The sequence below is a fragment of the Salinispora mooreana genome (genome assembly GCF_000379065.1).
In the GTDB taxonomy this organism is placed as follows: Bacteria; Actinomycetota; Actinomycetes; order Mycobacteriales; family Micromonosporaceae; genus Micromonospora; species Micromonospora mooreana.
Genome location: NZ_KB900614.1, coordinates 3,564,771 through 3,581,889, shown reverse-complemented (window position 1 = coordinate 3,581,889; position 17,119 = coordinate 3,564,771). Strand labels below are relative to the sequence as shown.

The following is a 17,119-nucleotide window of genomic DNA, read 5'->3' as shown; positions in this document are numbered from 1 at the left end:
CGCATCCTGTGGGGTCGGTCGCCGGGCCCCGGTGGCGGGCATGATCTACCGGTGTCGGGCTCCGACGGGCGCCCTGACACACTGGTGCCCGCTCCCAGCACGGAGCCCCGATCCGCGTCCGGAAGCGGCTCGGGGCGCTCGTCCGGTGGCACCGGTGGCGCCACCGGTGCCACCGGGCTCCGTGGGGCCGAACGAGGGTGCCGTACGGCTGACGGCGAGCCCGCCACGACTCCGCTGGTGTGAATCGGGATGGTTTGTCCGAAGGGATCGCGCCGGTCACATTGGCCCCGCTACCGTACTGGTAACACGCGCGTCGCTGGTCCGGTGGAAGCCCCGTCGGGACAGCGCGCGCCGGGCGTGGGATGAGGCGGTGAGCCATGGCCGGGTCGCGGTCCGACGAGCAGCTGTCGGAGGTCAGGTTCCTCACCGTCGCCGAGGTGGCGACGGTCATGCGGGTGTCAAAGATGACGGTCTACCGCCTGGTGCACGGCGGCGAGCTCGCCGCGGTCCGGGTCGGTCGGTCGTTTCGCGTCCCCGAGCACGCGGTGCACGAGTACCTGCGTGGCGCCTTTCAGGAAACCGCCTGAACCGCCCGTCCGCGGGCGGGAAGCGGCCGTGATGACCGGCATTGAGGGGCCGCGTTGGTCCTGCTGAAGCTTCCCGGCTACCCTGGACCCGACCGTGACCACAGATGCGCTCCGCCGCCCGTCCCGCAGGTCCGGTCCGTTGTCCGCAAGCGGACGCCGGTGTCATCCGGTCCGCCCCGCACATTGCATCGAAAGGCTGTCGTATGGGCTCGGTGGTCAAGAAGCGCCGCAAGCGCATGGCTAAGAAGAAGCACCGCAAGCTGCTGCGCAAGACCCGCGTCCAGCGTCGCCGTCTCGGCAAGTGATGCGGCGCCGGGCTGGTCCCGGCGCCGTCATCACGTGCTAGCTGTCGACCCTCGGAGGCTTAGGTGATCAAGCCACGGATGTTCCGGCTCGATCCCGCCTGCCGGGGACGGTGTGCGGCATGACCCCCGGTGGCCCCTCCGGCGCCCCGGGGGTCGTCGTCGTGACCGGGGTCAGTCGCTACCTCGGCGCCCACGTCGCCGCACGGCTCGCCGCCGACCCGCGGGTCGGGCGGGTCCTCGGAGTCGACCCGCCCGAGGCGGGTGGAGAGTTCACCGACCTGCTCAACGGGGTCGAGCGGGTCCGGGTGGATGCGGGTTCGATCGGTGGCCTCCTCGCCGACCTCGACGTTGACGCCGTGGTGCACCTGGCCCTGGTCAGCGCTCCCGACCCGCAACACGGGGGCCGCGCGGCGATGAAGGACCAGAACGTCATCGGCACGATGCAGCTGCTCGCCGCCGCGCAGCACGCGCCCCGGCTGCGCAAGCTCGTCATCCGCTCCTCGACCGCCGCATACGGCGCGTCCTTCCGCGACCCGGCGGTCTTCACCGAGGAGACCGAGCCGCGTGAGGTGCCCCGCGGAGGTTTCGGTCGGGACATCCTGGACATCGAGGGGTACGTGCGGGGTTTTCGCCGCCGCCGCCCCGACGTAACCGCCACCGTGCTGCGGTTCGCACCGTTCATCGGCTCGACCGCCGACACCACGCTCACCCGCTACTTCGCCCAACCGTTGGTGCCCACCGTGTTCGGCCGCGACCCGCGGCTGCAGTTCCTGCACTTCGAGGATGCGCTGGAGGTGCTGCACCGGTCGATCGTGCTGGACCGTCCCGGCACCTACAACGTCGCCGGCCCCGGGGTGCTGGCGCTCTCCCAGGCCATCCGGCGGGCCGGCCGGGTCGCGGTGCCGGTGCTGGAGCCGGGCCTGTCCGGGGCGGCCGCGCTGGCCCGTGCGCTCGGGTTCGGCCGCTACGGGTTGGACCAGGTCGATCTCTTCGTGCACGGTCGGGTCGTGGACACCAACCGGCTCGAGCGGAAGTTCGGCTTCACCCCACGCTCCACCGCTGCCGCCTTCGACGACTTCATCCGCGCCCACCGCAACGGGGTCCTGGTGACCCGGGAGCGGCTCGCCGCCGCCGAGCAGCTGGTGCTCGACGGGGTCCGGCAGGTCCGCTCCACCGCCGCTGGGGAGCGGTCGTGAGCGGCGGGGTGGTCTCCGAGCAGCCCGGCGACCACTGGGACCGGAAGGTGGCGAGCGGGCTGGCCTTTCTGCGCGGACGCCTCGCCGGCGACTACGAGGTGGACGAGTTCGGCTTCGACCCGCAGCTGACCGAATCCGTCTTTCATCCGCTGCTGCGGCTGCTCTACCGAGACTGGTTCCGCACCGAGGTCACCGGGCTGGAGCATGTGCCCGACGTGGGGGCGGGCCTCGTGGTGGGCAACCACTCCGGCACCGTGGCCCTGGATGCGCTGATCCTCTCGGCGGTGCTGCACGACCAGCACCCCCGGCACCGGTTTCTCCGGCTGCTCGGCGCGGACCTCGTCTTCCGGATGCCGGTGGTGTCGGCGGTGGTCCGCAAGGGCGGCGGCACGGTCGCCTGCAACCCGGACGCCGAGCGCCTGCTCGACTCCGGTGAGTTGGTCAGCGTCTTCCCCGAGGGCTTCAAGGGCGTCGGCAAGCTGTACGCGGAGCGCTACAAGCTCCAACGATTCGGTCGGGGCGGCTTCGTCTCCGCGGCGTTGCGTACGGGTACCCCGATCGTGCCGGTGGCGATAGTCGGGGGCGAGGAGATCTATCCGATGCTCGCGGATGTGAAGCCTCTCGCCCGGCTGCTGAAGCTGCCATACTTCCCCGTCACGCCGACCTTCCCCTGGCTCGGCCCGCTGGGCATGGTGCCGCTGCCGAGCAAATGGATGATCGAGTTCTGCCCGCCGATCGCCACCGAGCACCTGACCGACTCGGCCGATGACCCGCTGGTCGTGTTCAACCTCGCCGACCAGGTACGGGAGACCATTCAGCAGACCCTGCACCGGCTGCTGGAGCGGCGGCCGGACCCGTTCGGCCCCTGACCAGGGGGCGCCCCCAGCGGCGAGTCGGCGGGCGGGCGGAATTCGGTTGCGACCGACCGGTGTCTTCGTACGATGCTCGTTGTGCGCAGAGTCGTCGAGGCGGTCGTACCAGCTCGGTTGGGCAACGGGTTCCGTTGGCTGCTGGCGTCGTCGTGGGCGACGAATCTGAGCGACGGGATCGCGGTGGCGGCTGGACCGCTGCTGGTGGCGTCGCTGACCACCGACCCGCTCCTGGTCGCGTTGGCGGCCCTGCTGCGCTGGGCACCGCAGCTGGTGTTCGGCCTCTGGGCCGGCGTGCTCTCCGATCGTCTCGACCGGCGGCGGATCGTGCTGGTGGCGAACGCGGTCCGGGTCGGCGCTCTGGGTGTGCTGGTCGGGGCGTTGGTGACCGACCGGGTGTCGGTGCCGGTGGTGCTGCTGACGCTGGCACTGCTCGCCACCGCCGAGGTGTTCGTGGACAACACGACCCGGACGCTGACGCCGATGCTGGTGCGTCGGGAGGACCTGGCGATCGCCAACGCCCGCGTCCTGGCCGGGTTCATCACGCTGAACAAACTGGTCGGTCCGGCGCTCGGGGCCGTGCTCTTCGCAGCCGGTCGGTCCTGGCCGTTCGCCACCAACACGGTTCTCCTCGCGGCCGGGCTGCTGTTGGTGTCCCGGGTGTCGCTGCCACCGCGGGAGCGGGAATCGGCGGGTCAGCACCGTGATCTGCGGCAGGACATCGTGGCCGGGTTCCGCTGGACCGTTCGTCATCCGGCCGTTCGGACGCTCTGCCTGACCGCCCTGGTCTTCAACATCACCTACGGCGCCGCCTGGTCCATCCTGGTGCTCTACGCCGAGGCGCGGCTCGGCCTCGGTGCCGTCGGTTTCGGCCTGATCAGTACGGCGTTGGCGGCCGGCGGGCTGCTCGCCACCGTCGGGTACGGCTGGCTCACCCGCCGGGTGAGCCTCGGGGGCGTCATGCGGGCCGGGCTGATCATCGAAACCCTCACCCACCTCGGTCTCGCCGTCACCACCTCGCCCTGGGTCGCCTCGGCTATCCTCTTCGGCTTCGGGGCGCACGCGTTCGCCTGGGGCACCACCGCCCTGACCATTCTGCAGCGGGCGGTTCCGATCTACTTTCAGGGTCGGGTCAACAGCATCTACACCATGAGTGGGTTCGGCGGGCTGGTGGTCGGCGCGGCCCTTGGTGGCCCGCTGGTCACCCTCCTCGGGATGACCGGTCCATTCTGGTTCGCCTTCGTCGGCTCGGCGCTGCTCGTCGGGGGGCTGTGGCGTCAGTTCGGCCACCTCGCCCACACCGACGACCCGACGCCAACCCCGGTTCCGGCCGGGTCAACCACCCACTGACGGCGGCGTGGACGTCTTGGCGGGAGCTCACGTCCGGAGGGACGAGCGGCGGCGGTGCCGCGCCAGCCCCGCGGTGACCGCCCCGGCGACCAGCCCGACGGCGGCGGTGGAGGGGACGGCGATCTTCACGGCCCGACGCCCGGTACGGAAGTCCCGTACCTCCCACCCGCGTCGGCGGGCCTCCCGCAGCAGCGCGGAATCCGGGTTGACGGCGACCCCGCGACCAGCCGCGGCGAGCATCGGCAGATCATTGGCGGAGTCGCTGTAGGCGGTGCAGCGGGCGAGGTCCAACCCTTCCGCCGCGGCGAGCCGGGTCACCGCCTCCGCCTTCGCGGGCCCGTGCATCAGGTCGCCGACCAGCCGGCCGGTGTACGCGCCGTCAACCACCTCCGCCACCGTTCCGATGGCACCGGTGAGACCCAGCCGGGCGGCGATCACCCGGCCGATCTCCACCGGTGCGGCGCTGACCAGCCAGACCCGTTGCCCGGCGTCGAGGTGGCCCTGGGCGAGCCGGCGGGCGCCGTCCCAGATCCGGGGTGCCATCAGCTCGTCGAAGATCTCCTCGGCGAGGCGCTCCACCTCCTCCACCCGCCAGCCCTCGACGAACGCGAGCGCGGCCTCCTTGATCTGCGACATGTCGCCGACATGCTCGGTGGCGAGCACCCGGAACCGAAGTTGTTGCCAGGCGAATCGGAGTAGGTCGCTGGTGGTGACGTAGTTGCGCGCGGCGAGTCCGCGGGCGAACCAGTAGATCGATGCTCCTTGCATCATGGTGTTGTCCACGTCGAAGAAGGCAGCCGCGACCCGGTCCGGCGGCGGGGTCGGCACGCCGTCGGCCGAGCTCCCCCCGGAGCGGTGGCTACGGGTGTCGGTGTCGACGGGCACCTTTCGGCTGGCCACGCGCGCTCCCCCTCCGTACGACCGGCGCACCGTGCGCCACCTGGCGAGGGTAGCCGGGTAGCCGACCGAGGCGGGCTCGCACCCGGGCAATCGACCCGGGTGTGCCTCGGGCGGTGTCAGCGGTCGGCGGGGCAGCTCGCCGGCGTGGGGCCGAGGTTGTCGCTGCCGCTCGGCGCGGGCAGGCCGCAGCCGATGGCGGCGCGCAGCGCGTCCGAGCGCCGAAGGGCATCGTCGAGGAGTGCGAGTGAGCGCTGGGTGCGGTCACGGTCGGCGCGGGTTCCGTCGGCCAGGAGTTCATTGACCGCCGTACGCTGCGTGGCGACGAAGGTGTTGACCACGTCCAGCGCCGTCAGGTCGGAGTCCTGTACCGCGGCGGTGGTGAGCAGGCGTACGCCTTGGCGGGTGTCGGCGTCCATGTCGTCCAGGACACCGCTGTAGCCGACCCGATCGCCGCGTAGCTGGGCCGCCTCGCTCAGGCGAGTCCGTGCGAAGTCCAGGAAGAGCTGCCCACGGCTGTGATCCGAGCCGGTCAACGCAAGCTGAGCGCGCTCGGTCGACCGCTTCATCCCGTACAGCGCGTCACCCGGTACCGCGTTCTCACTGGCCGTGGAGATACCGGAGACGGCGACGGCGCCGGTCGCAATGCCGATCAGGATCGCACCACGGGCCCGGGCCCGCCGCGCGCTGACGGCGGGGAGGAGGAAGGAACGGTTCGCCGCCGGGCGGTGTTCCGTCCGGTCGGTGGTGACCGCCGGGGCAGGCCGGCCGAGGCCCTCGCGTTCGGCGGTGGCCAGCAGCATCGCCCTCAGGCCGGTCCGGAACTCGGTACTGACCTCGACCGTCGGGGCGGCGTCACCGAGCTGCTGCCCGACCGCGACGAGGTCCGTGAGCTTTTTGTCAACCCGAGAGCGGACGTGGTGTCGTCGGCCGCCGCTTGCTTCGTCGAGAAGTTGCGCGAAGCGCTCGGCGCGCCGACGGGAGACAAAGAGGTCGCTGTTCACCGCTGGCACCTCCCTCGCTGGGCGCGGCCGGTCGGCCGCGATCGTCACCGGCGACCGGGGACGGGCGGGCATCGCGGGAGGCTCGAGGCCGGCAGCGGGGCCGGATCCGAACCCGGGGACGCCGGGACTGCATCGGTCGCACCCGGATGAACGCGCCGCGCCGGGTTGGGGTTACGGGGCTGGTGGCGGAGAAAGCACGGAAAGTGATCGATATCATCGACATTCGATCTATCCGGGCGTCACCGCCCCCGCCGGTGTGGTTATGCCCGGAAGCCGTCCGGGAGCAGCCGGGCGAGGGCCCGAACCGCCCGGTACTGCAGGGCCTTGATCGCGCCCTCGTTCTTGCCCATGGCCCGTGCCGTCTCCGCCACCGAGAAGCCTTGGAGGAAACGGAGCACGATGCACTCCTGCTGCTCCGGGTTGAGCTGCTTGACCGCGCCGAGCAGGGTGACGTTGGTGATGTGCTCGACGACGGCCGCTTCGGGGCTGCCTTCCGGCCCCCGGTCTTCGCGTTCGGCGTCGAGGACGTCACCCGTGGTTACCTCGAGCCGGTAGCGTCCGGACTTGAAGTGGTCCGCCACCAGGTTGCGGGCGATCGTCACCAGCCAGGCACCGAGGTCTCGGCCCTGCCAGGTGAAGCTACCGATTCGCTTCAGCGCCCGGAGGAAGGTGTCGGAGGTGAGGTCCTCTGCCAGTTGACGGTTGCCCACTCGGAAGTAGACGAAGCGAAAGACGGTGTCCACGTACCGGTCGTAGATCAGGCCGAAGGCCTCGGCCTCCCCGGCCTGGGCGCGCTCGACCAGGGCCCAGATTTCGGTTGCCGGGTCGGACGGGTCGGGACGGCTCGGAAAGCCGGTGGCGGGTGTGCTGGCGGGCAGCGCGGGCAGCACCGCCGTGTCGGTGGCGGCGGAGTCGGTGGTGGTGGATGGGTCGGCGCTCCGGCGGCCCTGTACGGGCATAGCTGGCCGGGCTGGCGAGGCGACCCGGGCCCCGACCGGCTTGGCGTTCGTGCCCGGTGTCCCGGTCCGGGCGGGGGATTCGTTGGGGTGTGGACGACTGCGCACCCCGTTTTCGCTCCAGGCGCCGAGCCGGCCGTCATCTCGGGGCGTGCGGGGTGTCAGCCGTTCGTTCGTTGTGGATCGGGAGGGCGTGTCACCCAGGCCGATCGGCCGCTGCGCGTAGCCGAAGGTCGTCATCGGGGCACCTCCGTCGAGCGGCCCGAGTCCCCGGCGTGTGGTTGGGGTCGATCGGGCACGCATGGTGTGGGTAGGGGAGTTGCCGGCACACGGCGAATCCCCTTGAGGTGCTGGTCCAATGCGCTGTCGGGCACGGGGGCCTCCTCGGGCTGAGGGGTTGTTGACTCACGGAAAACGGGGTGAGCCAACCCGAGTGATGATAGGGGTCAACGTCACCCGCGCGTGGCAAGTCCGTTACACAGGGCCAAAGTATTTCTGGTCGTGTCGCACTGCTGCCGGACCAGTTGTCCGTCGTGTGCGGTTGACTTTCGGATTCCCCGGTGTTTCGAGGAGACTCCCAGGTGGATCGGGGTGTGGACGGTTGTGGCGAGGTGTGTGCCGGCCGCTCGGTGGGGCGAGATGGCGGCAGCGGCGGCCCGCGCCGGCAGGTGGAAGGCGTGCGTGTTCTCACGGCACGTGACGGCTCGGTCCCATGGATGGGATGCTGTACGCGCCGCAAGACACTGTTCCGGTCGTCGGGCCGGGGCCGTCCCGACGGAGGAGACCGATGCGCGAACCCCGCCTCACCCTGATCACCCGGCCTGGTTGCCACCTCTGCGAAGACGCGAAGGCGGCGCTGGAACGGGTGGTGTCGGTCACCAACGACCGGTGGGTGGAGAAGGACGTCACCGACGATGTGGAGCTGGAGCGCGAGTACGGGGACCGGCTGCCAGTGGTGCTGCTCGACGGCAAGGAGCACGGCTACTGGCGGGTCGAGGAGGAGCGGTTGCTCCGCGATCTGACCACCCCTCAGCTCTGAGGCTGCCAGGTAGGGTACGGCGATGAGTTCTGCGCACCCGCACCTGGTCTGGGACTGGAACGGAACCCTGCTCAACGATCTGGACCTGATCGTGGCATCGACCAACGTCGCCTTCGCCAGCGTCGGCGGGCCGGCGGTGACCGCCGACGAGCATCGGGTGCGGTTTCGTCGGCCGATCGCCGACTACTACGCGGAGGTGCTTGGGCAGACCGTGGACGAGGCGGCGTTCGGTCAGCTGGACAAGATCTTCCACGAGGCGTACCTGGACGGGCTGACCACCTGCGCGCTGGCACATGACGCGGTGGACGCGATGTCGTCCTGGCCCGGGAATCAGTCGTTGCTCTCCATGTGGTTCCACCAGGATCTGGTGCCAACCGTGCAGACCTACGGACTGACCCAGCACTTCCTGCGGGTGGACGGGCTCCGGACTGAGGTCGGTGGGGGCCGGAAGGCCGAGTCACTGACCCGGCACCTGGCCGAGCTGGGGCTGGATGGCCGGGACGTGGTGCTGATCGGCGACTCGCTCGACGACGCCGAAGCGGCCCTGTCGGTCGGTGGCCGCGCGGTCCTCTACACCGGGGGTCTCACCGACCCCACCCGGCTGCGGGCCTCCGGCCATCCGGTCGCGGAGACCCTCACCGAGGCGGTCGCTCTGGCCCAGCTTGATTGATGACGCGCCCGGCTCAGCCGCGGAGGTAGGCCAGGACAGCGCGGACCCTGCGGTGCTGCTCGACGTCCGGCGGGAGATCGAGCTTGGTGAAGATGTTGCGGACGTGCTTCTCGACCGCGCCGTCGGTCACCACCAGCGTGCGGGCGATCGCGGTGTTGGAGTGACCCTCGGCCATCAAACTCAGCACCTCGCGTTCGCGCGGGGTCAGGGCCCGCAGTGGATCGTCGCGCCGGCGGCGGGCGAAGAGCTGGGTGATCACCTCGGGGTCGAGGACGGTGCCCCCGGCGGCGACCCGGGCCAGCGCGTCGAGGAACTCGTCGATCGCGGCCACCCGGTCCTTGAGCAGGTAGCCGACCCCGACCCCGGTGGCCAGAAGGTCGTCGGCGTAGGAGACCTCGACGTACTGGGAGAGCACCAGGATCGGCGTCGCTGGCACCAGCGCACGCGCGTGGACGGCGGCCCGGAGCCCCTCGTCGGTGTGGGACGGCGGCATTCGTACGTCAACGATCGACACGTCGGGGCGGTGGTTGACCACCGCCTGCACCAGGGCGTCCCCGTCACCGACGGCGGCCACCACTTGGTGGCCGCGTTCGGTGAGAAGGCGGATTAGCCCTTCTCGGAGCAGGACGGCGTCATCAGCGATCACGATCCGCATGGCTGCGTGTCTACCACTTTCCGGTCGTCACAGGGAGTTCGGCGCGGATCGCGGTGGGGCCGCCGGCGGGGCTGGTCACGAGGAGTTGCCCGCCGGCTGCCCGGACCCGGTCCGCGATGCCGACCAGTCCGTGCCCCTTTGCCAGGTGCGCGCCGCCCTGGCCGTCGTCGTCGACGCCGACCCTCAGCCGCTGCCCGGCCCGCTCCACCGTGACTCGGCACTCGGTGGCCCGGCTGTGTTTGGCGACGTTGGTGAGCGCCTCGGCGACCACGAAGTACGCCGTGCTCTCTACCGCCGGGTCGAGTCGGCCGCCGGGCTTGCCGAGCCCGGCGTCAACCTGCAGCTCGATCGGGATCAGCCCGCGCCCGGCCAGCGCCGCGAGGGCGCTCGGCAGTCCGCGGTCGACCAGGACGGGCGGTGCGATGCCGCGGGACAGCGCACGCAGCTCGGTCAGGGTCTCCCGGGTCTGGTCAACTGCCTCGTCGAGCGTGTCCCGGGCCGCTGTCGGGTTGTTGGTGAGCTGCTCGCGGGCCCGGCTGAGGTCCATTGCGAGTCGGACCAGCCGTTGCTGTGGCCCGTCGTGGATGTCTCGCTCCAGCTTACGCAGCGCATTCGCCTCGGCGGAGGCGGCTGCTCGTTTCTGTTCTTCGAGGGTGGTGATCCGGTTGCGCAACTCGGCGACCCCGGTGAGCAGAGCGCGGGCCAGGCCACCCTCGGTCCGCGCGCACGCGCGGACTACCAGCGGCAGGGTGAGCAGGGCGAAGACACCAATGGCGGTGTTCAGGAAGATGCGGGCACCGGCGCCATCGCCCATCCCGAGGAGTTCGCTGAGGGACACGCTGTCTGTGTCGTACGGAATGTACCGATCATATGCTGCGTAGCAGATGCCGGCGAGTGCCAGTACCCACCAGCAGACCAGGATGACGAAGGCCGGCACCGCTACCAGTAGCTTGCTGAATGCGTGGAGCAGGTCGAGCCACGACTGCGGATCGCGTACCGGTGCCAGGACCCGGCGCCAGAAATTGGCATCCGGATCGGGGCCCCGGTAGACGGGGCGGATCCGAGGCACGCTCAGTACGGTGGGCAGCCGGAGCCGTTCGATGTCGGCCAGCACCCGGACGGCGTAGAACGTGCCGGCCAGGACCGGCAGGCCCAGCGTGGTCACCAGCAGGCCCAGGCTGAGGGTGAACCCGGTGACGGCCACCACGAAGCCAGCCACGGCGAGGGGTAGGCCGGAGAGTACGTAGCCCGAGTCGCGCAGGAGTTGGCGGAGCAGGTTGCGCAGCGGGTGGGAAGCGGGGGTGGCGGCCCCGCGGGTGGCGGTCATACCCCGAGGCTAGGCAGTGCGACCGAACCAACCCATCCTGCCTGCGGCCGAAAGTCTGGAGGTGCTGGCATGACCACGCTCGTTGGAAGGTGCTGGTGCTGCCACGCCCGTTGGAAACTACCGGTGTTACCGCACCTGTTCGAAGCTGCTGGCGCTACCGCGCCCGGGAGAGGGCCGCGGTGTTACCACGCCCACGGGGAAGTGGGCGACGCGCCTCCCGTGTGATTGGTCAGAGAAGTCTTAATTGAGTAATAATCGCCGGACGGTGTGGGCGCTGTCGATGCATTGATCTTGTGAAACGGGGGGTCGGGTGGAGTCGCGTCGTGGGCGACCAAGATCGCGATTTGTGCGTGTCTTCACAAGCGCTTACCCTGTAGTTCCGACCCGCCCCGCTAGCACAGCCGGTCTTCTCGGTGGCCAGCGGGAGTCCCTACCCGGCCCGGCGGAGTTGGCCCAGGATCCCACCGCACGGAGTTTCATGAGTCAGCACCGCCCGCCCGGCGCGCCCGAACGCTCTGTCGCCGTGCCGGCGTTGCCGGACCTGCCAGAGGCGACCGTCGCCCGGCTTCCCGAATATCTTCGGGCCCTGCACAACCTGGCCGAAAACGGTCACGAGACGGTCTCCAGCGAGTGGTTGGCCACGGCCGCGGGCGTCAATTCCGCCAAACTCCGCAAGGATCTGTCCCACCTTGGCTCCTACGGCACCCGGGGTGTCGGCTACGACGTGGCTCTGCTGATCGATCAGATCGAGTACGTCCTGGGGCTCACCCAGCGGCGGACGGTCGCCCTGGTCGGCGTGGGTAATCTCGGTCACGCCCTCGCTGGCTACGACGGTTTCGCCACCCGTGGCTTCCGCATCGCCGCGCTCTTCGACGCCGACCCCGTCCGGGTCGGTGAGGAGATCAACGGTCTGGTCGTCCGGCACGTGGACGAGCTGTCCCGGGTCGCCACCGAGGAGTCGATCGCGATCGGCGTGATCGCCACCCCGGCCGCCGCCGCGCAGCGGGTGGCCGACCGGCTGGTCGCCGGCGGAGTGACCAGCATCCTGAACTTCGCGCCCTGCGTGCTAACCGTGCCGGACGGGGTTGACGTACGTAAGGTCGACCTCGCCGTCGAGCTGCAGATCCTGTCCTTCCACGAGCACCGTAAGGCGTCCCTGACCGCACTCCCCGCCGCTGGCGAGGCCACCCTCACCCCATTGCCGGGTAGCCTCGCCGCCACCGACCCCCAGGAGGCGATCGGCACGTGAAGCTGCTAGTCGTCGGCGCGTCTTACCGCACTGCCCCGGTCGCCGCTCTGGAGCGACTCGCGGTCGCCCCCGCCGATCTCCCCCGTGTCCTGAACCGCCTGGTAGCGCAGCCGTACGTGAGTGGGGCGGTGCTCGTCTCCACCTGTAACCGGGTGGAGGTATACGCCGTTGTGTCCGGTTTCCATGGTGGCCTCGGCGACATCTGTGCTGTCCTGGCCGAGCCGGCAGGCTGCCAGCCGGCAGCCCTCGCCGACCACCTGTACGTGCACTTCGACGCCGCGGCGGTCAACCACGTCTTTCGGGTCGCTGCCGGGCTGGACTCCATGGTGGTGGGGGAGGCCCAGATCCTCGGCCAGCTCCGGGACGCATACCACTGGGCATCCGAGGCGGAAACCGTTGACCGCCTGCTGCACGAGCTGATGCAGCAGGCCCTGCGGGTGGGGAAGCGGGCCCATTCCGAGACCGGCATCGACCGGGCTGGGCAGAGCGTCGTCACTGCCGCGCTCAGCCTCACTGCCGAGCTGCTCGACAGTGACCTGGCCGGCCGCCCCGCGCTGGTCGTGGGGGCGGGAGCGATGGGCTCGCTGGGTGTGGCCACCCTCTCCCGGTTGGGTGCCGGGCCGGTCACCGTGACCAACCGGGGTGCCGACCGAGCGGTCCGGCTGGCCGAGTCGTACGGCGCCACCGCCATACCGATCGCCGACCTCGCCGAAACGCTTTCCACAGTGGATATCGTAGTGGCTGCCACGGCCGCCCCCGAGGCGGTCCTCACCCGCGCGGTGGTGACCCAGGCGCTCGCTGGTCGGGACCCGTCCCGGGGGCCGCTGGTCCTGCTCGACCTGGCTGTCCCGCGCGATGTCGAGCCCGGCGTGGCCGACCTGCCCGGTGTCCAGGTGATCGACATCGACCGGATGGCGGCCCTGGTCGCCGACGGCCCCGTCGCCGCCGACGTCGCCGCGGTGGAGCAGATCGTCGCCGCCGAGGTTGACGCCTTCCTCACCTGGCTACGGGGAACTGACGTCGCACCGACCGTGGCCGCGCTGCGCGGGCGCGCCGACGACGTGGTCGCCACGGAGCTGGGCCGGCTCGCGCAGCGTCGCTCGGATCTGACCGATGAGCAGCGGGCCGAGGTCGCCCGGACGGTGCACCGGGTCGTCCAGCGCCTGCTGCACCAGCCGACCGTACGGGTCCGCCAGCTCGCCGCCGAGCCCGGCGGCGACCAGTACGCGGCGCTGCTGCGTGATCTCTTCGACCTGGAGGTTCCGCAGACCTCTGCGGTCGGCACCGTCCCCGATGTGGTGGTGCCCGACGTCGACCCCCAGCTCGGCGGTGACGCCGAGCCGCTACCCACCGGAGGTGAGTGATGAAGGTCCCCCTACGCCTCGGTACTCGGGGCAGCGCCCTGGCGATGGCCCAGTCCGGGCAGGTCGCGGCGGCCCTCACCGCGGCCACCGGCACCCCGGTGGAGCTGGTGGAGGTGGTGACCACCGGTGACCGCTCCGCGGCCCCGGTGTACCAGCTCGGTGTCGGCGTGTTCGTCTCCGCGCTCCGGGACGCCCTTGCGGCGGGCACCATCGACTTCGCGGTGCACTCGTACAAGGACCTGCCGACCGCGGCGGCCCCCGGCCTGTACGTCGCCGCCGTCCCACCCCGGCAGGATCCCCGGGACGCGCTCGTGGCCACCGGCGGTCGTACCCTCGCCGAACTGCCGCCCGGCGCCCGGGTCGGCACCGGTGCGCTGCGTCGCATCGCCCAGCTCCACGCGCTCGGGCTTCAGCTCGAGGTCCAGCCGATCCGGGGTAACGTCGGTACCCGGTTGGCGCGGGTGCTCGGGCCGGAGGCCGACCTGGACGCGGTGGTCCTGGCACGGGCCGGGCTGGCCCGTCTGGATCGCGCCGACACGATCACCGAGACGCTCGACCCGATGCTGATGCTGCCCGCTCCCGCCCAGGGTGCGTTGGCGGTGGAGTGTCGGTCCGACGATTCGGCTCTGGTCGAGCTGCTCGCGGTACTCGACCATGCACCGTCCCGCGCCACGGTCGTCGCGGAGCGGGCGCTTCTCGCCACCCTGGAGGCCGGGTGCAGCGCCCCGGTCGCCGCCTACGCCGAGGTCGCCGAAGGCGACGTCGGTGAAGAGATCTACCTGCGCGGGGCGGTGATCAGCCCGGACGGCACTCGTGACCTTCGGCTGTCCCGCACCGGAACGCCCGCCGACGCGGTGGAGATCGGTAAGGCCCTCGCCACTGATCTTCTCGACCTCGGCGCCGACTCGATCCTCGGCCAGCAACGGAACCTTGGCCCGGGGACCCAGCAATTTGGGAGCACAGTATGACCCGCACCCGTAAGCCCGTAGGCCGCATCGCGTTCGTCGGGGCCGGTCCCGGCGATCCGGGCCTGCTGACCCGCCGGGGATACGACGCCCTGGTCAGTGCCGACCAGGTGGTATATGACCGGGGAGTCCCCGAGGCGCTGCTCGATGTCGTCCGCGCCCAGGCGAAGCAGGAGGCTCAGCTAACCCTGGCCGAGGGCGGATCGGGCGACGTGGCGAAGGTCCTGATCTCGGCGGCCCGCTCCGGGTTGAACGCGGTGCACCTGGTCGCCGGTGACCCGTTCGGCCACGAGGCGGTGGTCCGGGAGGTGCAGGCGGTCGCGCGGACCGCCGGCCAGTTCGAGGTGGTCCCGGGCGTCGGCCAGGCCGAGGGGGTGGCGACCTACGCGGGTGTGCCGCTGCCCGGGGTCCGGACGGCGGCCGACGTCGAGGATGTCACCACGCTCGACTTCGAGGCGCTGGCCGCCGCAGTCACCCGGGGACCGCTGGCCCTCGCGGTGGACGCCGGGGATCTCGCCGCGATCCGGGACGGGTTGCTCGCCGCCGGAGTTGACGACGCGACCGCGGTCGGCGTGACCGGCGACGGCACCGGCGAGACCCAGTACACGACGACGTCGACGGTGGACTCCTTCGTCGCGGCGGCGCTCGGGTTCACCGGCCGGGTGGTGCTCACCCTCGGCGAGGGCGTCGGCCAGCGGGACACGCTCAGCTGGTGGGAGAACCGCCCGCTGTACGGCTGGAAGGTGCTCGTCCCGCGGACCAAGGAGCAGGCGGGGGTGATGAGCGCCCGACTGCGCGCGTACGGCGCGATCCCCTGCGAGGTACCGACCATCGCGGTCGAGCCACCGCGTACCCCCGCGCAGATGGAGCGGGCGGTCAAGGGGCTGGTCGACGGCCGGTACGCCTGGGTGATCTTCACTTCGGTGAACGCGGTCCGGGCGGTCTGGGAGAAGTTCGCCGAGCACGGCCTCGACGCCCGCCACTTCGGGGGTGTCAAGATCGCCTGCATCGGCGACGCGACCGCTGACGCGGTGCGCGCCTTCGGGATCCGGCCGGAGCTGGTCCCCGCCGGGGAGCAGTCCTCGGAGGGGTTGCTGGCCGAGTTCTCGCCGCATGACGAGGTGCTCGACCCGGTCGGTCGGGTGCTGCTGCCGCGCGCCGACATCGCCACCGAGACGCTCGCCGCCGGGCTCACCGAGCGCGGCTGGGAGGTCGACGACGTGACCGCATACCGGACGGTTCGGGCGGCGCCGCCGCCGGCCGAGATCCGCGACGCGATCAAGTCGGGTGGGTTCGACGCGGTGCTCTTCACCTCGTCGTCCACAGTCCGGAATCTGGTCGGCATCGCCGGGAAGCCACACGCGCGTACCGTTGTTGCGGTTATCGGGCCCAAGACGGCGGAGACCGCTACCGAGTTCGGCCTTCGGGTTGACGTGCAGCCACCGCACGCCTCGGTCCCCGACCTGGTGGAGGCGCTGGCCGGCTACGCCGTCGAGCTGCGCGAGAAGCTCGCCGCGATGCCGGCGAAGCAGCGGCGCGGCTCGAAGGTGCAGGGGCCGACCGCCCTCCGGTTCCGCTGACCCTGGAGGACCCGTGCCGTATCCCGAGATCCGACCCCGGCGGCTGCGTCGTAGCCCGGCCCTGCGGCGGCTGGTCGCCGAGACTCGGGTCGACCCAGCCGAGCTGGTTCTGCCGATGTTCGTCAAGGAGGGGCTGACCGAGCCCCGGTCCGTGCCCTCCCTGCCGGGAGTGCTCCAGCACTCCCGGGAGTCGCTACGCAAGGCGGCGGTCGCGGCGGTGCGGGCCGGGGTTGGCGGGATCATGCTCTTCGGGGTTCCGGCTGACCGGGACGAGCTCGGCTCCGGTGGGACCAACCCGAACGGCATCCTCAACGCCGCCATCCGGGATGTCGTCTCCGAGGTGGGCGACGCCACCGTGGTGATGAGCGACCTCTGCCTGGATGAGTTCACCTCGCACGGACACTGCGGTGTGTTGGCATCCGACGGGTCGGTGGCGAACGACGCCACCCTCGCCGCGTACGCCGAGATGGCGGTGGCGCAGGCCTCGGCCGGGGTGCACGTGGTCGGGCCGTCCGGGATGATGGATGGTCAGGTCGGCGCGGTCCGGCGGGCGTTGGACGCCGCCGGCCACCAGGACGTGACCATCCTCGCCTACGCGGCGAAGTACGCGTCCGCGTTCTTCGGCCCGTTCCGGGACGCGGTGGAGTCGACGCTGGACGGCGACCGTCGGACCTACCAGCAGGATCCGGCGAACCTGCGGGAGTCCCTGCGCGAGGTGGCGCTGGACGTGGCCGAGGGCGCCGACATGGTGATGGTCAAGCCGGCGCTGCCGTACCTCGACGTGGTCACGGCGGTCCGGGCCGCCGTTGACGTGCCGGTCGCCGCCTACCAGGTCTCCGGCGAGTACGCGATGGTCGAGGCGGCTGCCGCTAACGGCTGGATCGACCGCGAGCAGGTAATGCTGGAGACGCTCACGTCGATCCGTCGGGCCGGAGCCCAGATCATCCTCACCTACTGGGCGGTCGAGGCCGCGCAGCTACTGCGTCAGCGCTACTGACGCCGCCGCGCCCGGTCGGCCCACCGCCAGCCGCCGGTCCGCAGCACCCCCACGGCCCGTCGGCCCGGTCGAGTACCGGGCCGACGGGCCGTGCCGCTTCCACGGTCGC

General features: G+C 71.1%; 17 protein-coding genes and 1 pseudogene. 13 read left to right on the top strand and 5 right to left on the bottom strand.

The genetic code is table 11. The annotated features are described in order from the left end of the window. Positions 1 to 33: 33 nt before the first annotated feature. The 6 genes and pseudogenes from SALPAC6_RS28010 to SALPAC6_RS0117070 all read left to right on the top strand — a co-directional run. Positions 34 to 243, top strand: a pseudogene (locus SALPAC6_RS28010) (hypothetical protein); the annotation flags it as partial. Between the two features lie 134 nt (positions 244 to 377). Continuing rightward, positions 378 to 587, top strand: a complete 210-nt coding sequence (locus SALPAC6_RS0117090) for a helix-turn-helix domain-containing protein (RefSeq protein ID WP_018254592.1) — start codon at positions 378 to 380, stop codon at positions 585 to 587. A gap of 203 nt (positions 588 to 790) precedes the next feature. Further along, positions 791 to 892 carry a 30S ribosomal protein bS22 gene (locus SALPAC6_RS28005; protein ID WP_007465623.1) on the top strand — a complete coding sequence of 34 codons (102 nt, stop codon included), beginning with the start codon at positions 791 to 793 and terminating at the stop codon, positions 890 to 892. Positions 893 to 1,011: 119 nt separating this feature from the next. Continuing rightward, complete coding sequence (locus SALPAC6_RS0117080) at positions 1,012 to 2,088, top strand: NAD-dependent epimerase/dehydratase family protein (protein WP_018254591.1); 1,077 nt, start codon at positions 1,012 to 1,014, stop codon at positions 2,086 to 2,088. Beyond that, positions 2,085 to 2,957 carry a lysophospholipid acyltransferase family protein gene (locus SALPAC6_RS0117075; RefSeq protein ID WP_018254590.1) on the top strand — a complete coding sequence of 291 codons (873 nt, stop codon included), beginning with the start codon at positions 2,085 to 2,087 and terminating at the stop codon, positions 2,955 to 2,957. The genes SALPAC6_RS0117080 and SALPAC6_RS0117075 overlap by 4 nt, the downstream gene beginning before the upstream one ends. 72 nt (positions 2,958 to 3,029) lie before the next feature. Further along, the gene (locus SALPAC6_RS0117070) at positions 3,030 to 4,307 is read left to right on the top strand and encodes an MFS transporter (RefSeq protein WP_018254589.1); all 1,278 of its coding nucleotides are present in this window, start codon (positions 3,030 to 3,032) and stop codon (positions 4,305 to 4,307) included. A 27-nt stretch (positions 4,308 to 4,334) separates the two neighbouring features. On the opposite strand, the gene SALPAC6_RS0117065 is transcribed toward SALPAC6_RS0117070, so the two are convergent. From SALPAC6_RS0117065 to SALPAC6_RS0117055, 3 genes are all read right to left on the bottom strand, one after another. Continuing rightward, positions 4,335 to 5,207 carry an HAD family hydrolase gene (locus tag SALPAC6_RS0117065; RefSeq protein ID WP_018254588.1) on the bottom strand — a complete coding sequence of 291 codons (873 nt, stop codon included), beginning with the start codon at positions 5,205 to 5,207 and terminating at the stop codon, positions 4,335 to 4,337. Positions 5,208 to 5,323: 116 nt separating this feature from the next. Continuing rightward, a complete protein-coding gene (locus SALPAC6_RS0117060; RefSeq protein ID WP_020493594.1) occupies positions 5,324 to 6,208 on the bottom strand; it encodes a DUF5667 domain-containing protein in 885 nt (294 codons plus the stop codon). A gap of 260 nt (positions 6,209 to 6,468) precedes the next feature. Next, entirely contained in the window at positions 6,469 to 7,404 is a 936-nt protein-coding gene (locus SALPAC6_RS0117055; RefSeq protein WP_018254586.1) for an ECF subfamily RNA polymerase sigma factor, BldN family, read from the bottom strand. Between the two features lie 547 nt (positions 7,405 to 7,951). On the opposite strand from SALPAC6_RS0117055, the gene SALPAC6_RS0117050 reads away from it, so the two are divergent. After that, positions 7,952 to 8,203, top strand: a complete 252-nt coding sequence (locus SALPAC6_RS0117050) for a glutaredoxin family protein (RefSeq protein ID WP_018254585.1) — start codon at positions 7,952 to 7,954, stop codon at positions 8,201 to 8,203. Between the two features lie 22 nt (positions 8,204 to 8,225). Further along, positions 8,226 to 8,873 carry an HAD family hydrolase gene (locus SALPAC6_RS0117045; RefSeq protein ID WP_018254584.1) on the top strand — a complete coding sequence of 216 codons (648 nt, stop codon included), beginning with the start codon at positions 8,226 to 8,228 and terminating at the stop codon, positions 8,871 to 8,873. Positions 8,874 to 8,886: 13 nt separating this feature from the next. On the opposite strand, the gene SALPAC6_RS0117040 is transcribed toward SALPAC6_RS0117045, so the two are convergent. Next, positions 8,887 to 9,528: a response regulator gene (locus tag SALPAC6_RS0117040; protein ID WP_018254583.1), complete on the bottom strand. Its 642-nt coding sequence runs from the start codon at positions 9,526 to 9,528 to the stop codon at positions 8,887 to 8,889. 10 nt (positions 9,529 to 9,538) lie between these two features. Further along, positions 9,539 to 10,855, bottom strand: coding sequence for a sensor histidine kinase (locus SALPAC6_RS0117035; RefSeq protein WP_018254582.1), 1,317 nt, complete (start codon positions 10,853 to 10,855; stop codon positions 9,539 to 9,541). A gap of 478 nt (positions 10,856 to 11,333) precedes the next feature. On the opposite strand from SALPAC6_RS0117035, the gene SALPAC6_RS0117030 reads away from it, so the two are divergent. From SALPAC6_RS0117030 to hemB, 5 genes are read left to right on the top strand one after another with little or no spacing between them, the layout of a single operon-like run. After that, positions 11,334 to 12,104 carry a redox-sensing transcriptional repressor Rex gene (locus SALPAC6_RS0117030; protein ID WP_018254581.1) on the top strand — a complete coding sequence of 257 codons (771 nt, stop codon included), beginning with the start codon at positions 11,334 to 11,336 and terminating at the stop codon, positions 12,102 to 12,104. Then, the gene (locus tag SALPAC6_RS0117025) at positions 12,101 to 13,468 is read left to right on the top strand and encodes a glutamyl-tRNA reductase (RefSeq protein ID WP_018254580.1); all 1,368 of its coding nucleotides are present in this window, start codon (positions 12,101 to 12,103) and stop codon (positions 13,466 to 13,468) included. The genes SALPAC6_RS0117030 and SALPAC6_RS0117025 overlap by 4 nt, the downstream gene beginning before the upstream one ends. After that, positions 13,468 to 14,436 (top strand): hydroxymethylbilane synthase, encoded by a 969-nt coding sequence (gene hemC / locus SALPAC6_RS0117020; protein ID WP_018254579.1) that lies wholly within the window; start codon positions 13,468 to 13,470, stop codon positions 14,434 to 14,436. Before SALPAC6_RS0117025 ends, hemC begins: the two co-directional genes overlap by 1 nt. Then, entirely contained in the window at positions 14,433 to 16,013 is a 1,581-nt protein-coding gene (locus tag SALPAC6_RS0117015) for a bifunctional uroporphyrinogen-III C-methyltransferase/uroporphyrinogen-III synthase (RefSeq protein ID WP_018254578.1), read from the top strand. Before hemC ends, SALPAC6_RS0117015 begins: the two co-directional genes overlap by 4 nt. Before the next feature lie 13 nt (positions 16,014 to 16,026). Further along, on the top strand, positions 16,027 to 17,010 hold the full coding sequence (gene hemB, locus SALPAC6_RS0117010; protein WP_018254577.1) for a porphobilinogen synthase: 984 nt from the start codon (positions 16,027 to 16,029) through the stop codon (positions 17,008 to 17,010). The last annotated feature ends 109 nt before the right edge of the window (positions 17,011 to 17,119 follow it).

What these genes read in the sequence shown, in the direction of transcription:
- SALPAC6_RS28005 (WP_007465623.1), top strand. Translation starts at nt 791, where the DNA reads ATGGGCTCGGTGGTCAAGAAGCGCCGCAAGCGCATGGCTAAGAAGAAG.
- SALPAC6_RS0117090 (WP_018254592.1), top strand. Translation starts at nt 378, where the DNA reads ATGGCCGGGTCGCGGTCCGACGAGCAGCTGTCGGAGGTCAGGTTCCTC.
- SALPAC6_RS0117080 (WP_018254591.1), top strand. Translation starts at nt 1,012, where the DNA reads ATGACCCCCGGTGGCCCCTCCGGCGCCCCGGGGGTCGTCGTCGTGACC.
- SALPAC6_RS0117040 (WP_018254583.1), bottom strand. Translation starts at nt 9,528, where the DNA reads ATGCGGATCGTGATCGCTGATGACGCCGTCCTGCTCCGAGAAGGGCTA.
- hemC (WP_018254579.1), top strand. Translation starts at nt 13,468, where the DNA reads ATGAAGGTCCCCCTACGCCTCGGTACTCGGGGCAGCGCCCTGGCGATG.
- SALPAC6_RS0117015 (WP_018254578.1), top strand. Translation starts at nt 14,433, where the DNA reads ATGACCCGCACCCGTAAGCCCGTAGGCCGCATCGCGTTCGTCGGGGCC.
- SALPAC6_RS0117035 (WP_018254582.1), bottom strand. Translation starts at nt 10,855, where the DNA reads ATGACCGCCACCCGCGGGGCCGCCACCCCCGCTTCCCACCCGCTGCGC.
- SALPAC6_RS0117045 (WP_018254584.1), top strand. Translation starts at nt 8,226, where the DNA reads ATGAGTTCTGCGCACCCGCACCTGGTCTGGGACTGGAACGGAACCCTG.
- SALPAC6_RS0117070 (WP_018254589.1), top strand. Translation starts at nt 3,030, where the DNA reads ATGCTCGTTGTGCGCAGAGTCGTCGAGGCGGTCGTACCAGCTCGGTTG.
- SALPAC6_RS0117055 (WP_018254586.1), bottom strand. Translation starts at nt 7,404, where the DNA reads ATGACGACCTTCGGCTACGCGCAGCGGCCGATCGGCCTGGGTGACACG.
- SALPAC6_RS0117050 (WP_018254585.1), top strand. Translation starts at nt 7,952, where the DNA reads ATGCGCGAACCCCGCCTCACCCTGATCACCCGGCCTGGTTGCCACCTC.
- SALPAC6_RS0117030 (WP_018254581.1), top strand. Translation starts at nt 11,334, where the DNA reads ATGAGTCAGCACCGCCCGCCCGGCGCGCCCGAACGCTCTGTCGCCGTG.